Annotated in this window: 13 protein-coding genes; 7 read left to right on the forward strand and 6 right to left on the reverse strand. The window is 31.3% G+C overall.

From position 1 onward, the window contains the following. Nucleotides 1–87: 87 nt before the first annotated feature. The 4 genes from TX50_RS02770 (at nt 88) to tal (ending at nt 4,806) form a co-directional block, all read left to right on the forward strand. The gene (locus TX50_RS02770; RefSeq protein WP_011132151.1) at nt 88–1,446 is read left to right on the forward strand and encodes a CPBP family intramembrane glutamic endopeptidase; all 1,359 of its coding nucleotides are present in this window, start codon (nt 88–90) and stop codon (nt 1,444–1,446) included. 85 nt (nt 1,447–1,531) lie between these two features. Continuing rightward, nucleotides 1,532–1,963 (forward strand): hypothetical protein, encoded by a 432-nt coding sequence (locus TX50_RS02775; protein ID WP_011132152.1) that lies wholly within the window; start codon nt 1,532–1,534, stop codon nt 1,961–1,963. Beyond that, nucleotides 1,963–3,714, forward strand: coding sequence for a peptidoglycan D,D-transpeptidase FtsI family protein (locus tag TX50_RS02780; protein WP_011132153.1), 1,752 nt, complete (start codon nt 1,963–1,965; stop codon nt 3,712–3,714). The genes TX50_RS02775 and TX50_RS02780 overlap by 1 nt, the downstream gene beginning before the upstream one ends. Nucleotides 3,715–3,804: 90 nt before the next feature. After that, nucleotides 3,805–4,806 (forward strand): transaldolase, encoded by a 1,002-nt coding sequence (tal, locus tag TX50_RS02785; protein ID WP_011132154.1) that lies wholly within the window; start codon nt 3,805–3,807, stop codon nt 4,804–4,806. 25 nt (nt 4,807–4,831) lie between these two features. Here the strand turns inward: tal and TX50_RS02790 are convergent, their stop codons facing one another. The 5 genes from TX50_RS02790 to TX50_RS02810 all read right to left on the reverse strand — a co-directional run bounded on the left by TX50_RS02790 (nt 4,832) and on the right by TX50_RS02810 (nt 9,268). Continuing rightward, complete coding sequence (locus TX50_RS02790; protein ID WP_011132155.1) at nt 4,832–5,965, reverse strand: NAD(P)/FAD-dependent oxidoreductase; 1,134 nt, start codon at nt 5,963–5,965, stop codon at nt 4,832–4,834. Further along, a complete protein-coding gene (gene frr, locus TX50_RS02795; protein ID WP_011132156.1) occupies nt 5,962–6,510 on the reverse strand; it encodes a ribosome recycling factor in 549 nt (182 codons plus the stop codon). Before frr ends, TX50_RS02790 begins: the two co-directional genes overlap by 4 nt. A 28-nt stretch (nt 6,511–6,538) precedes the next feature. Then, entirely contained in the window at nt 6,539–7,243 is a 705-nt protein-coding gene (gene pyrH / locus TX50_RS02800; protein WP_011132157.1) for a UMP kinase, read from the reverse strand. A 129-nt stretch (nt 7,244–7,372) separates the two neighbouring features. Beyond that, nucleotides 7,373–8,068 (reverse strand): cob(I)yrinic acid a,c-diamide adenosyltransferase, encoded by a 696-nt coding sequence (cobO, locus tag TX50_RS02805; protein WP_011132158.1) that lies wholly within the window; start codon nt 8,066–8,068, stop codon nt 7,373–7,375. Between the two features lie 30 nt (nt 8,069–8,098). Beyond that, the gene (locus TX50_RS02810; protein WP_011132159.1) at nt 8,099–9,268 is read right to left on the reverse strand and encodes a site-specific integrase; all 1,170 of its coding nucleotides are present in this window, start codon (nt 9,266–9,268) and stop codon (nt 8,099–8,101) included. Nucleotides 9,269–9,333: 65 nt separating this feature from the next. Between TX50_RS02810 and hemH the strand changes: the two genes are divergently transcribed. The 3 genes from hemH (at nt 9,334) to TX50_RS02825 (ending at nt 12,818) form a co-directional block, all read left to right on the forward strand. Further along, entirely contained in the window at nt 9,334–10,509 is a 1,176-nt protein-coding gene (gene hemH / locus TX50_RS02815; RefSeq protein ID WP_011132160.1) for a ferrochelatase, read from the forward strand. 134 nt (nt 10,510–10,643) lie between these two features. After that, nucleotides 10,644–12,407: a biosynthetic-type acetolactate synthase large subunit gene (gene ilvB, locus TX50_RS02820; RefSeq protein WP_011132161.1), complete on the forward strand. Its 1,764-nt coding sequence runs from the start codon at nt 10,644–10,646 to the stop codon at nt 12,405–12,407. 57 nt (nt 12,408–12,464) lie between these two features. Continuing rightward, nucleotides 12,465–12,818, forward strand: a complete 354-nt coding sequence (locus TX50_RS02825; protein ID WP_011132162.1) for a hypothetical protein — start codon at nt 12,465–12,467, stop codon at nt 12,816–12,818. 6 nt (nt 12,819–12,824) lie between these two features. Here the strand turns inward: TX50_RS02825 and pgeF are convergent, their stop codons facing one another. Beyond that, on the reverse strand, nt 12,825–13,607 hold the full coding sequence (pgeF, locus tag TX50_RS02830; protein WP_011132163.1) for a peptidoglycan editing factor PgeF: 783 nt from the start codon (nt 13,605–13,607) through the stop codon (nt 12,825–12,827). Nucleotides 13,608–13,616: the final 9 nt, after the last annotated feature.

The following is a 13,616-nucleotide window of genomic DNA, read 5'->3' on the forward strand; positions in this document are numbered from 1 at the left end:
CATCTCATGGCGTGATAAAAATAGGTATATGATTATTAGAAATTTCAATGAAAACTAAATTAGGTTTTATATTTTATTATTAATTACATGAATAAGAATATTTCTAAGACAAAACTATTTATAGCTTTTATTTCTCTAATCATAACTTTTTTTGTGTGGCAACAAGGGCTTCGAGATAGTCTCAGTCGACCATCAGTAAGCTTTGATATTAGTCAAAAAGAAAAAGAAATTACGGAATTAGCTTTACCTGCAATACCAATTAATTTAAGAAACCTTCTTATTATTAATGATCCAATTGAGGATATTAATAATTCTCTTTCTGAGATTTCTTTTGATCAATTAACAGAAAGGAATCAATTGATTTGGCTAATTTCTTACACGAACAATGAGATAAATATTAAAAAAGAGTACCCTAATACATTTGATAATAAAAATTATAAATTGGTAGTAGAAAATTTAAGTAAAAGTAATCTAGATAATTCATATAAGCCTAATGATAATTTATTAGAGCTATTTAAAGATGATAGATTTCTATACCATTTGTTGAGCAAAAGATTTTCTTTTGATGAGAGTCAATTAATAACAGATACACTTTCAAAAAAAATGTTTTTAAAAATAATAGCTATTAGATTATTACCTCTTTTAACAATAGTCCTTGGCTCTTTACTAGTTCTAAGGACATTATGGAGTGTTTTAGCTTCAAGAAAAATTGAATGGAAAGAATTTAAACCCCTAGATTTAGATTTGTTAGATATGGTTTTGTTGATATCAGGAGGATTTGTCGTTTTAGGAGAAGTTATTTCGCCATTATTTTCAATCACTTTAGTTGAATTAGTGGCCTCTAATTTATCAATCGAATTGACACAATCATTAAAAATATTTTTTGGCTATCTATTTATGGCAATACCCCCACTATTGATAATTTATTATCAAATAAAATCTTTTGAAAAAAAAATTATTTTTAAAAAAGATTATTTTCAATTCAATTTCTTACCGATAAAAGATTCTTTTTTTCAGGGATTTAAGGGGTTTTTAATGATAATTCCTTTTGTTTTGCTGGTGTCATTAATTATGAATCTTTTAGTTGATAATCAAAATGGGAGTAATCCTTTACTTGAGATCGTTTTAAATAGTAATAATTATGTTTCATTTGTACTTTTATTTTTAACAACTACATTTTTAGCTCCAATATTTGAGGAGGTTATTTTTAGAGGAGTTTTACTACCAATTTTATCAAGAGAATTTGGAATAATTTTAGGCATTACAATTTCTGCTTTTATTTTTGCTCTGGCTCATTTGAGTATCGGTGAAATGATCCCATTGTTTACCTTGGGTATAGGGCTGGGAACTACTAGATTTATATCAGGAAGATTATCCTCTTCTGTGATTATGCATTCTTTATGGAATGGGATGACCTTTTTGAATTTGTTTCTGTTGAGAACATAAAGATTTAGCTATATTGCTTGCGAATAAATTAAAAAAATGTTTATTTGATTTATAACACTTTTTATATTTCTATTAATTCTAAGAGATGAATATAAATAAGAATGAAAATTCTTTAAAAAAAAAACTTTATGATGCTGATAAAATTACTTCAAAAAAAATAAAATTTTTTAATTTAAAATTTATTCATAGAATATTTGATAGCGTAAATATATCTTTATTAATTTTGATTTTTATTTTATCTTTTATTTCTTTTAATAGTCAAAGGAAATGGACAAGCATTTATAAAAAATTATTAAAAACAAGAGCAAATAATAATAATCTTATTGACTATATTTCTAAGACTGAAGAATTTTATATTAATAAAATTGAGTCCCTTAATACTTTAAAAAAAACAACTCCAAAAGATTTAATTTATCTTGATAAGCAAACTATACAGAATAAAAATAATTATTTAAATAAAAAAATTAAATTTATTAAAGATGGATTAAAAGATAGTAAATATCAAAAAGGATATTAATGAAAAGAAGTAAGAAAATTGTTCATTTATTACCTCTCAAACCTCGAAGGTTTAAGGTTACTTATATATGTTGTTTATTATTGATTTTTGGACTATTTGGAAGGCTTGTAAATTTACAAGTTTTTAGTGCCTCTGACTTACAAAAAAAAGCGAGATTAATACAATTCACCAAGATTAGTTCTTTAAATAAGAGAAGATCAATAGTAGATAGAAATAATAGACTAATTGCTTATGATAAACCTCTATACAGATTATGGGCTCATCCTAAGTACTTTAACTTCCCTGGAGATCCAACTAATAGAGTAAGAACTATTGATGAAGTGGTTAATAAATTGACGCCAATTTTAAATGTAAAAGATGAATTGCTTCTATCAAAGTTTGAAAATAAAATGTTAGGAATTGAATTGCTGGATGAAATAACAGAGAATCAAGCAAAAAAGATCAAAAACCTTCATATTAGTGGTTTGGATCTCGTTAAATATTCTCAAAGATATTATCCTCAACGTAATTTGTATTCAAATCTTATTGGTTTTGTTAATTATGAGAATAAAGGTTCAGCTGGTTTAGAGCTGCATTTAGATAATCAAATCAAAGTACTTAACAAAAGTAATTTGATTAAGAAAGGAGGAGATGGAACACCTCTCCCGGATAATTCGGGACCAAGAGATTTTATTAGTGACTACAAGAGTTTAGGTTTGACAATAGATTCAAGATTACAGAAAGCTACTTTTAAAGCTTTAAGTAACCATGTAGTGAAGTGGAACGCAAAGAAAGGCTTCGCAATAGTAATGAATGTAAATAACGGAGAGATCTTATCACTAGCATCAATTCCATCTTATGATCCAAATAAATATTGGGATTATGATTCCGAAGTCTTTAGAGGTTGGTATTCTCAAGATTTATTCGAGCCTGGTTCAACTTTTAAACCAATAAATCTAGCCTTAGCATTAGAAGAAAAAGCAATCCAAAAAGATGGTTTAGTTGAAGATAGTGGGGAGGTTAATGTTGGAGGATGGAGTCTTTCAAATTGGGATAAAAAAGGAAATGGCTATATTGATTATCCAAAAGTTTTACAAGTTTCAAGTAATGTGGGGATGGTAAAAATAATGCAAAATTTGCCGTCTAAGACTTATTGGAATTGGTTAAATAAATTAGGTATTAATAAACGTTTGGAGACGGATTTATTTGAATCTACAGCTGGTCAATTAAAGTCAAAAAATATATTTGTTACTCAGTCAATTGAGCCAGCAGTAGCATCTTTTGGAAAGGGTTTTTCTATTTCTCCTTTAAAATTAGCTCAACTTCACGCTGTTCTAGCTAATGGGGGAAGTGAAATAATTCCTCATGTTACTTTCAATTTTAAAGCTCACCTTAAAAACTATTCTCCAAAAGAAATCTTTTCTAACGAGGTATCAAAAACTGTTCTTAAATGGATGGAAAGTGTCGTTGATAATGGCAGTGGAAAAGGAGCGAAAATTGATGGATACAGAATTGGTGGGAAAACTGGAACTTCTCAAAAGGCAGTTAATGGAAGGTATACTAATAAAAAGGTTTGTAGTTTTGTAGCTTCTTTTCCTGTTAATAATCCAAAGTATGTTGTCCTCGTTGTTATTGACGAACCTTCAAAGGCATACGCTTATGGTTCAACGGTTGCAGTGCCAATTGCAAAAGAAATCATCGAAAGTTTAATTGTTATTGAAAAAATACCGCCACAAATTGAAGAAAACAGGAAAGTTGTTAAAAAACCATGAAATTATTCTGGTTTTTAGTTAATTAGTTCATTATTTAATGATTTCATTTGAAATTGAAGCTATCGTATAAAAATATATTGTTATGTAAAAATGAAATCAATTTTAGAACAATTATCTTCTATTACTGTTGTTGTCGCTGATACTGGAGATTTAGATGCGATTAAAAAGTTTCAACCTAGAGATGCCACCACTAATCCATCACTAATATTGGCTGCGGCTAAGAATCCTGATTACATAAAATTAATCGATCAAGCTTTGGAAAGCTCAAGAAAATCCCTACCTGCTGGCTTTTCTGAAAGTGAATTAATTAAAGAGACTATAGATCAGGTTTCAGTATTTTTTGGCAAGGAGATTCTTAATCTTATTTCTGGAAGAGTATCTACAGAAGTTGATGCAAGACTAAGTTTTGATACTGAAGCAACAGTTACAAAAGCGAGAAAGTTAATAAATCACTATAAAAGTTTTGGAATAAATAAAGAAAGAATATTGATTAAGATCGCTTCAACTTGGGAAGGAATTAAGGCAGCTGAAATTTTAGAAAAAGAAGGTATTAAATGCAATTTAACTTTACTTTTTAACTTCTGCCAAGCTGTAGCCTGTGCTAATGCAAAAATAACCTTAATCTCGCCTTTCGTAGGGCGAATATTGGATTGGCATAAAGCAAAAACTGGCAAAGATAACTTTGCAGGGTGTGAAGATCCAGGTGTTATATCAGTAACCAAAATCTACAATTATTTTAAAGAAAAAGGATTTAAAACTGAAGTCATGGGTGCAAGCTTTAGAAATATAGATGAAATAAAAGAATTAGCAGGATGTGACCTTCTAACTATTGCTCCAAAATTTTTAGACGAACTTAATAGAGAGGAAGGGGAATTAATTAAAAAATTAGATGAAGATACTCAATCCCAAAGTTCTATTGATTATAAATTTGATGAGAAGGACTTTAGATTAAGTATGTTAGAGGATCAAATGGCAAGTGAAAAGCTTAGTGAAGGAATAACAGGCTTCAGCAAAGCAATAGAAGAATTAGAAGAGTTGTTATTAAAAAGACTTTCAGAAATTAATAATCAAAAATTAATTTCGACAACTTAGATTTAATTTTAATTAAAACATAAAATTAATCTTTGCTTTTGGTTAGAAGTCTCTTGATAACTCTCATCGCGATGTCTTCATAATTCATTTGACCAGATAATATTTGAGCAATACGTTGAGGGGCTGTTTTCCTTTTGACACCTAATTGATAGCCAGTTCTTGGGAATCTATAAAAGATTTGAGCAATTCTCTTTCCCCATGCCATGGATTTTCCCCATTCATTATTAATGTTTGTTGAATAATTATTTAAATCATTATTATTACTGGACAAACACTCGTCAATACTTTCTGCGGCAAAATAACTACTCATTAGTGAAGGTCTAATACCTTCGGCCAAAAAAGGATCGCAAAGTGAGGCTGCATCCCCCACCGCAATTACTCTATCTCCATTGAGCTTGTTTAGACCATTCCAAATTCTTAGTTTTTTATGAACCACCTTAAAAGATAAATCTTCAAATCCGAAACTTTTTATTACTTTATTATTAAGGTCTTTATTTTCTAGAAGTTTATTATTTATAAAAGTGCCTAAGCCAATATTGACACTGTCTTTTAATGGGAATGCCCAAGCAAATCCATACTTAACAAATCCAAACTCAAATCTAACTGAATCTTTAGGAATATTCCCTAATCCTTTTAACCTCAAGGCGATAGTATTGGCAAATTTTGGCTTTCTTGGACCTAAGTTGAAATATCCAGCCCATCTAGATTGTGAACCGTCGGCAATAACAAGAAATTTAGATTTATATGTAACTTTATTGTTGCATTTTATTATCCAAGTCTTATTTTGCTGCGTTATTTTTTCGACCTGTACTGGTCTTAGTATCTCACCGCCATATTTTATAGCTTCATCAAGTAATAATCTATCTAATTTTTCTCTTCTAATTATCCAAAAAGGTGATTCACCACTAAGGTCGGCAACAACATTATCAGATGACTCCCATCTGAATTCAACATTCCTGATTTTAGATTCTATTGATTCATCTATATCTAATGGGAGATATTTTTTCATTGAGGATGCCATCCCTCCTGCGCAGGGCTTTATATTTCCTGATGCCTCCTTCTCTATAATTAAGACTGAATAGCCTTTTTTTGATAAGTTAAGTGCTGTAGAAGATCCTGAGAGGCCTCCTCCAATAATTATAATGTCGAATTCCTTCAAACTTTTAGAATTTCTTTCTCCTTTTCAGATAATTTAGTTTCTATTAAAGAAATATATTTGTCAGTAAATTTTTGTATCTCTAATTGATTATCTCTTGATACATCTTTTGATATTAAACCTTCTTTCTCATCTTTTTTCTCTTTGTCAACAGCATCTCTTCTAATATTTCTTAGCGCTACTTTACCTTCCTCTGCATATTTAGAAGCTAACTTGCAAAACTCTTTTCTTCTTTCTTCAGTTAATGGTGGGACATTTATTCTTATCACCTTCCCATCATTGTTGGGGGTGATACCTAAATCACTAACTGAGATTGCTTTTTCAATAGTTTGTAGTGAAGAAATATCAAATGGTTGTATTGAAATTGTTTGTGAATCGATAGTTGATATTGAGGCAAGTGATTTGATGGGGGTTTCTGCTCCATAATATTCAACACTTATTCTGTCTAATAATGATGCGTTAGCCCTCCCCGTCCTAATGGTATTAAAGTTTCTTTGAGTGGCTTCAACACTTTTGTTCATACTAGATTGAATTTCTTGTTCTTTCATAATTAGAAATAATTAACTTAAAAAAGTTTTAACTTATTAAAGAGCCTATAGACTCTCCGGCAACAGCTCTGGAGATATTACCTTTTTTAAAAATATCAAAAACCATAATTGGAATATTATTATCTTTGCATAGAGCAATAGCAGTACTGTCCATCACAGCGATTTCATCACTAAGAACCTGTTGGTAAGTTAGAGAAGAATACTTTTTTGCTTCTTTGAATTTATTAGGATCACGATCATAAACCCCGTCAACTTTTGTCGCCTTCATAACAACTTCAGCATTTATTTCGGCGGCCCTCAAAGCGGCAGTAGTATCTGTAGTGAAAAATGGATTTCCACAACCACCACCAAAAACTACAACTCTTCCTTTCTCTAAATGTCTCATTGCTCTTCTTCTAATGTAAGGTTCAGCAATTTCTTGCATCTCTATAGCCGTTTGTACTCTAGTTTCAACCCCAACTCTCTCTAATCCATCTTGAAGGGAAATAGCATTCATCACTGTTGCTAACATTCCGACATAATCAGCTGTAGCTCTGTCCATACCATCCGCAGAACCTTTTAGTCCTCTAAATATGTTGCCACCCCCGACAACTATTGCAAGTTGAACTTTATTTGCAATTACCCTCTCAACATCTTCAGCTATTGATTGAACTATCGCAGGGTCTATACCGTACGGTTTATCTCCCATTAGTGCTTCACCACTAAGCTTTAAAAGTACTCTTTTGTAAGTCATTCAATAATCATACTTTTATGACCTTAGCAAGTAAATATACATTATTTCTTTTTTAGGTTAATAATACTTCCGTCTTTAAACAATTCTCAATCGAAAACCAGAAAAAACCAATAATGTTCCTTTAAAATTCTAAAACTCCACACATGCTTGAGCTTTTATTCCTTGCTCCTTAAAAGGATGCCTAATTAATTTCATCTCTGTTACTAGATCAGCTTGATTAATGATTGATTCGGAAGCTCCTCTTCCAGTTAAAACTATGTGATTTTTTCTATTATCGAGACTTTTTACAAATGTAATTATTTCTTCTGGAGAAAGATATCCAAGTTTGGTTGCAATATTAATTTCATCAAGGATTATAAGTTTGTATGATTCATCTTTTATGAATTTTTTAGCTACATGCCAAGCTTCTTTAACTAATACTTCGTCCCTTACTCTATCTTGTGTTTCCCAAGTAAATCCCTCTCCTAAAGCATGCCATGAAATATTTGATGATAAATTTTTAAGAGCTTTTTCTTCACCGGTAGTCCAACCACCTTTAATAAATTGAATAATTGCGACTTTATGACCATGTCCAATAGTTCTTAACGCCATTCCTAAAGAAGCAGTTGTTTTCCCTTTCCCATTTCCAGTAAAAACAATTAATAAACCTTTTTTTGTTTTCCTTACTTGTAATCTCTTTGATTGAATATCTTTTCTTTTTTGCATTCTTTTTTTATACAGATTCTCATCAGTTTCAGGAGATAACCTGCCTCCTATTCCAAGTTCCTTAGCCTGAATATCAAGACTAGTTATATTTTTTGAAGCGGGTTGTTTCTCATCAGCCATAAAATAACTTTTAACTTTTATTATACTGATTTAAAAAATTTCACGTTTTTTATATTTTGAAAGTGCATTATTAACAGCTTGTTGCTGATCTCGTTTCGTTATCCAGTGATGGTACGTTTGAGTATGTAGGCTGACGGAATGTCCCATCATTCTTGCGGCAACTGTATCAGGTAGATCATAGAAAATCGTCCTAACTGCCCAAGCATGTCTTAGGTCATAAGGTTTGATCTTAAGGGAATAACGTTTAAATTGATCAGTTATTTTTTTTCCAATATTTTGCAAAGTTGTAACTCTAAGATCTCTATTGATTTTTGGAAGTAATTCTGGATCTTTGCCTAATTCACAAAGTTCAAATTTATCTATCCATTTAGGATGAAAAGGCCAAACCTGATGTTCGCCTGTTTTTGTAGTAGGCAAAACTCTAATGATTTTGTCTCCAGAATTAGTTAAGGAGCTTAAATCACAAAAAAATACTTCATGATTTCTTAACCCATATGTAGCCATAAGCCCGAAAACATATTTCCATGATTTGTTTGGTATGTTTTCCCATAGATTTTCAATTATCTCGTCAGTAGGAAGATTCCTAAAGCTTGCTTTATTTAGACCATATCCCTTAGCCATTAATTTCCAATCTTCAGGAAGTTTATGTTCTAAAAATTTTGCTAAAACACTCAGGGAAGTAGCGCATTGTTTTCTGCTTCTGCTCCCTTCTTTATAAGTTTTTAATGTGGTTGTAAAAATATTATCTAAATTGTCAGTTTTCGTATCATTTTGGATGGATATCATTCTATTAATGTAGGGCTTATAAGAGCTTCTCCAAGTTGTTTTTCGAGTGCTTGTTAAGTATTCGTTTTTATTCTCCCTAAAAAAATATTTCTCAAAATCATTAAGTCTAGTTAAAAATTTAAATTCTTCTTTTTTTTCTTTTTTATCAGAAATTTTTACCCAATTGATCCAATCAAATTGATTTAACTCTAATTGCAAAGTTATCAATTGTAATTTTTTCTTGGCTTCTTCTAAGCCATTAAAATCTGCTTTGAGTCCAAGAGATATTCGTTGAACTGCAAAGTCATTTTTATCATTTTTTGAAGGTAGTGAACCTCTAATATTTAATGTCTCGCCTCTTTTTTCAATTCTAAGTTTGCTTCCTTTAGTAGCAAATTTATCATTGACATTATTAATTTCCTGAATTACGTTCATTAACTTATATAATTACCTTTATAATGACGTTCCAAATGTTTATTTTCAATCTCCATAAAATTTAAATGGAAAAAGTAGGCGTCTTATTAATGAATCTTGGCGGCCCTGAAAGGATTACAGATGTGGGTCCATTTTTATACAATTTATTTTCTGATCCCGAAATAATAAGGCTTCCCGTCCCAGCATTTCAGAAACCTTTAGCATGGTTAATAAGTACACTTAGAAGTACTACTTCACAACAGGCTTACCTTTCAATAGGTGGTGGATCTCCTATAAGAAGGATTACGGAACAACAAGCTAGAGAATTACAAAGCAAATTAAGAGATAAAGGTTTAAATGTAACAACTTATATAGCTATGAGATACTGGCATCCTTTCACAGAATCAGCCATCGCTGATATGAAAGCAGATGGGGTAGATCAAATTGTCGTATTGCCTCTGTACCCACACTTTTCTATAAGTACAAGTGGTTCGAGCTTTAGAGAATTAAAAAAATTAAGAGACTCTGATTCTGAGTTTCAAAAAATACCAATGAGATGTGTAAGGAGTTGGTTTAGTCAATCAGGTTACTTAAAATCCATGGTTGAGCTCATTTCGGAACAAATTTCACTATGTGAATCGCCTGATAGTGCACATATCTTTTTTACAGCTCATGGGGTTCCGAAAAGTTATGTAGAGGAAGCAGGAGATCCATATAAAGAACAAATAGAAGATTGTTCACTACTAATTATTGATGAACTTGAAAAATATTTAGGTCATACCAATCCCTACACTCTGTCTTATCAAAGTAGGGTAGGTCCAGTTGAATGGTTAAAACCCTACACAGAAGAAGTTTTGACAGATCTAGGCAAAGCTAAAGTAAATGACTTAATTGTAGTTCCTATAAGTTTCGTAGGAGAACATATTGAAACTTTACAGGAAATTGATATTGAATATAAAGAAATTGCTGAGAAAGCAGGCATTGTTAATTTTAGAAGGGTAAAAGCATTAAATACACACCCTACATTTATTGACGGTTTAAGTGAACTAGTTGTTTCTTGCCTAGAAGGACCGATAATTAATATAGAGAAAGCTTCTGAATTGCCTGAGAAAGTTAAATTATACCCTCAGGAAAAATGGCAATGGGGTTGGAATAATAGTTCAGAAGTTTGGAACGGTAGGGTTGCTATGATCGTCTTCCTTATACTTTTTATTGAACTTATCTCAGGTTCTGGGCCTCTTCATAAATTAGGGATTTTATAAATTTAATATTTTTAAAAAAGATCTAAAACTTTATTAAGAGCAATTAAATTTCTAAGTAATCTTTGACATTACATTTCCAAAATGGGCAATATTTTTTAATTAAGTTTATTATTTAAATAGATTTATTTTCTTTAGTGACGCTTACTTCGACATCTTTATCAAAAGATGATTCAGAAAAAAATTACCCCATATGGATTACAGGTGCTGAAGCACTAATGGATTCACTAAAAGTTCATGATGTAAAAGTGATATTTGGATATCCAGGCGGCGCCATACTTCCTATTTATGATGCAGTACATAAAGCAGAAAATGATGGATGGTTAAAACATTACATGGTAAGACATGAGCAGGGAGGATCCCATGCTGCAGATGGATATGCCAGGTCAACAGGTGAGGTAGGGGTTTGTTTTGGTACTTCGGGTCCAGGGGCTACGAATTTAGTAACTGGTATTGCTACAGCTCAAATGGATTCAGTTCCATTGGTAGTAGTTACTGGCCAAGTTCCAAGACCTGCTATAGGAACAGATGCTTTTCAAGAGACTGATATATTTGGAATTACACTCCCTATTGTTAAACATTCATGGGTTGTAAGAGATCCGTCTGATATAGCAAAAGTAGTTTCAGAGGCGTTTTTTATTGCTTCTTCTGGAAGACCTGGCCCAGTTTTAATTGATATACCAAAAGATGTGGGTCAAGAATTCTTTAATTATGAAAGAATTTTACCTGGTAAGATTATTCCTAAGGGCTTTAAAAGGAATGGAGAAATTAACGACGCTGATATCAACCAGGCTATTGAATTGATTCAAGAATCTTCAAGACCTCTGTTATACGTAGGAGGTGGAGCAATATCTTCAGGTGCTCATGAGGAAGTGGAAACCTTAGCTAATAATTATCAAATTCCAGTGACTACTACGTTAATGGGAAAAGGGGTCTTTGACGAAAGGGATGACTTATCAGTCGGAATGTTGGGAATGCATGGAACCGCATATGCAAACTTTGCAGTCACGGAATGCGATCTTTTGATTGCTGTAGGTGCGAGATTTGATGATAGGGTTACGGGGAAATTAGATACATTCGCCCCATCTGCAAAGGTTATTCATATTGATATCGATCCTGCAGAAGTTAATAAAAATAGACGTGTTGATGTTGCTATTGTTTCGGATGTAGCTAAAGCTCTTTCCAAAATTAATGAAAAATATTTTAATAATAAAACCTCCTGCAATACAAAAAATTGGCTAGAAAAAATTAATTTTTGGAAAAATAAGCATCCTTTATTTGTTCCTCCAGAAGAAGGTGAAATTTATCCTCAAGAAGTTCTTTTGAAAGTAAGGGATTTTGCTCCTGAAGCCTTCATCACAACTGATGTAGGTCAACATCAAATGTGGGCTGCTCAGTATCTAAGAAATGCTCCGAGAAGATGGATAAGTAGTGCTGGTTTAGGAACGATGGGCTTTGGATTGCCTGCAGCAATGGGAGTAAAGGCTGCTCTGCCTAACGAAGAGGTTATCTGCATAGCTGGAGATGCAAGTGTTTTGATGAATATACAAGAATTGGGTACTTTATCTCAATATGGTTTAAATATTAAATTAGTGATCATAAATAATCGCTGGCAGGGGATGGTAAGACAGTGGCAAGAAAGCTTTTATGAAGAAAGGTACTCCTCCTCTGATATGAGTTGTGGAGAACCTGATTTCGTTAAACTCGCGGAATCGTTTGGAGTAAAAGGTTTCTTAATTTCAGAGAGGAAACAATTATTAAATGAGTTTAAATCTGCTTTAGATTTTGATGGGCCAGCCTTAATAAATGTACGAGTGAGGAGAGGTGAAAATTGCTATCCAATGGTTCCTCCAGGTAAAAGTAATGCTCAAATGGTGGGTTACGTGAACAGTGAAAGCTGATTTTTGTATAAATATACAAAATTAAAATTATTAACTAAATTAATATAGATACTTAAATTGAAAAAAATAACTTCTATCTTAATTATTTTCTTTCTGATTGTTTTGTATCCAATTAGAACTTATTCTGCTGAAATTCTTCAGATAAATAACTCAAGTAGTATTTTAGTAGGAGATCAAAATAGAGATCTTCCAATCAAATTATTTTGTGTAGAAATTAACAATGAAGATGATGAAAAAATTGCTTTAAACCTACTTAAGAAAGAATTTCCGAGAGGAAGTAAAGTTAAAATAAAACCTATTGGTTTCAAAGAAAATATATTAACAGCTAGGGTTTTTAATATTAATGAAACTAAAGAAATGTCAGATTTATTAATTTCAAAAAATTTATCAAAGGAGACCTGTCAAAATTAAAATTTGCTAAGAACTTATAAAATTCCATTGCCGTAAAAATGTTTTAGTTCTTCTCCAAGAATGAAAGTTATGATTTGATTCATATGTACATAAGTTAGAGATATCAATATTTGTATTGGATATATTTTCTTTTAAAAGTTCAATATGAGCATACTTTTTAAGATTTAAAGGAATTAAATCGTTTTTTTGTAAATTTACTGACTCTTTTGATTTTAGTGATATCTCCATAGAATCTGAAAATGAAATTGATTCTTTAGACGCAGCTTTTTTATGAAAATTTTGAAGAGTTTTATTATCTATTAGATAATTTTTTTTTGATATTGATGGACCTATTGCGACAAGCATATCTTCTTTTGAACATCCTTTATCATAAAAGATTTTGATGAGTTTTTTTATTATTTTGTTTTCTAACCCCTTTCTTCCGCAATGTATTGCAGCAACAAGTCTTTTCTTCTTGTCAGCAAATAAAATAGGCATACAATCTGCGGTGTATATCCATAAATTTTGATTTTGTTTATCAGAAACTATTCCATCAGCCTCTACTCTTTCCTTCTCAAGAGTCTTTGATCCAACAACTATTTGATTGCTGTGTATTTGATTTAAAACGCAATTCTTATTGTTTAACTTAAGACGATTTGATAAAAGTGAAAGATTGATTTCAGAACTCGTTTTGGTAAAAAAACCATGTTTAAAGTTATTTTCAAGAAGAGTAGGAGATAAATAATATATTAATTTTTTGTCTTTTATCGCAAACTCATTTTCTTGAAAATATTTTTGGCTAAAAGACATGATATTAGC

It is taken from the genome of Prochlorococcus marinus subsp. pastoris str. CCMP1986, assembly GCF_000011465.1.
Taxonomy (GTDB): domain Bacteria; phylum Cyanobacteriota; class Cyanobacteriia; order PCC-6307; family Cyanobiaceae; genus Prochlorococcus_A; species Prochlorococcus_A pastoris.

Bases quoted from the DNA above. Each gene is read 5' to 3' on its own strand.
- TX50_RS02770 (WP_011132151.1), top strand. From the start codon at position 88: ATGAATAAGAATATTTCTAAGACAAAACTATTTATAGCTTTTATTTCT.
- TX50_RS02775 (WP_011132152.1), top strand. From the start codon at position 1,532: ATGAATATAAATAAGAATGAAAATTCTTTAAAAAAAAAACTTTATGAT.
- TX50_RS02780 (WP_011132153.1), top strand. From the start codon at position 1,963: ATGAAAAGAAGTAAGAAAATTGTTCATTTATTACCTCTCAAACCTCGA.
- tal (WP_011132154.1), top strand. From the start codon at position 3,805: ATGAAATCAATTTTAGAACAATTATCTTCTATTACTGTTGTTGTCGCT.
- frr (WP_011132156.1), bottom strand. From the start codon at position 6,510: ATGAAAGAACAAGAAATTCAATCTAGTATGAACAAAAGTGTTGAAGCC.
- pyrH (WP_011132157.1), bottom strand. From the start codon at position 7,243: ATGACTTACAAAAGAGTACTTTTAAAGCTTAGTGGTGAAGCACTAATG.
- cobO (WP_011132158.1), bottom strand. From the start codon at position 8,068: ATGGCTGATGAGAAACAACCCGCTTCAAAAAATATAACTAGTCTTGAT.
- TX50_RS02810 (WP_011132159.1), bottom strand. From the start codon at position 9,268: ATGAACGTAATTCAGGAAATTAATAATGTCAATGATAAATTTGCTACT.
- hemH (WP_011132160.1), top strand. From the start codon at position 9,334: ATGGAAAAAGTAGGCGTCTTATTAATGAATCTTGGCGGCCCTGAAAGG.
- pgeF (WP_011132163.1), bottom strand. From the start codon at position 13,607: ATGTCTTTTAGCCAAAAATATTTTCAAGAAAATGAGTTTGCGATAAAA.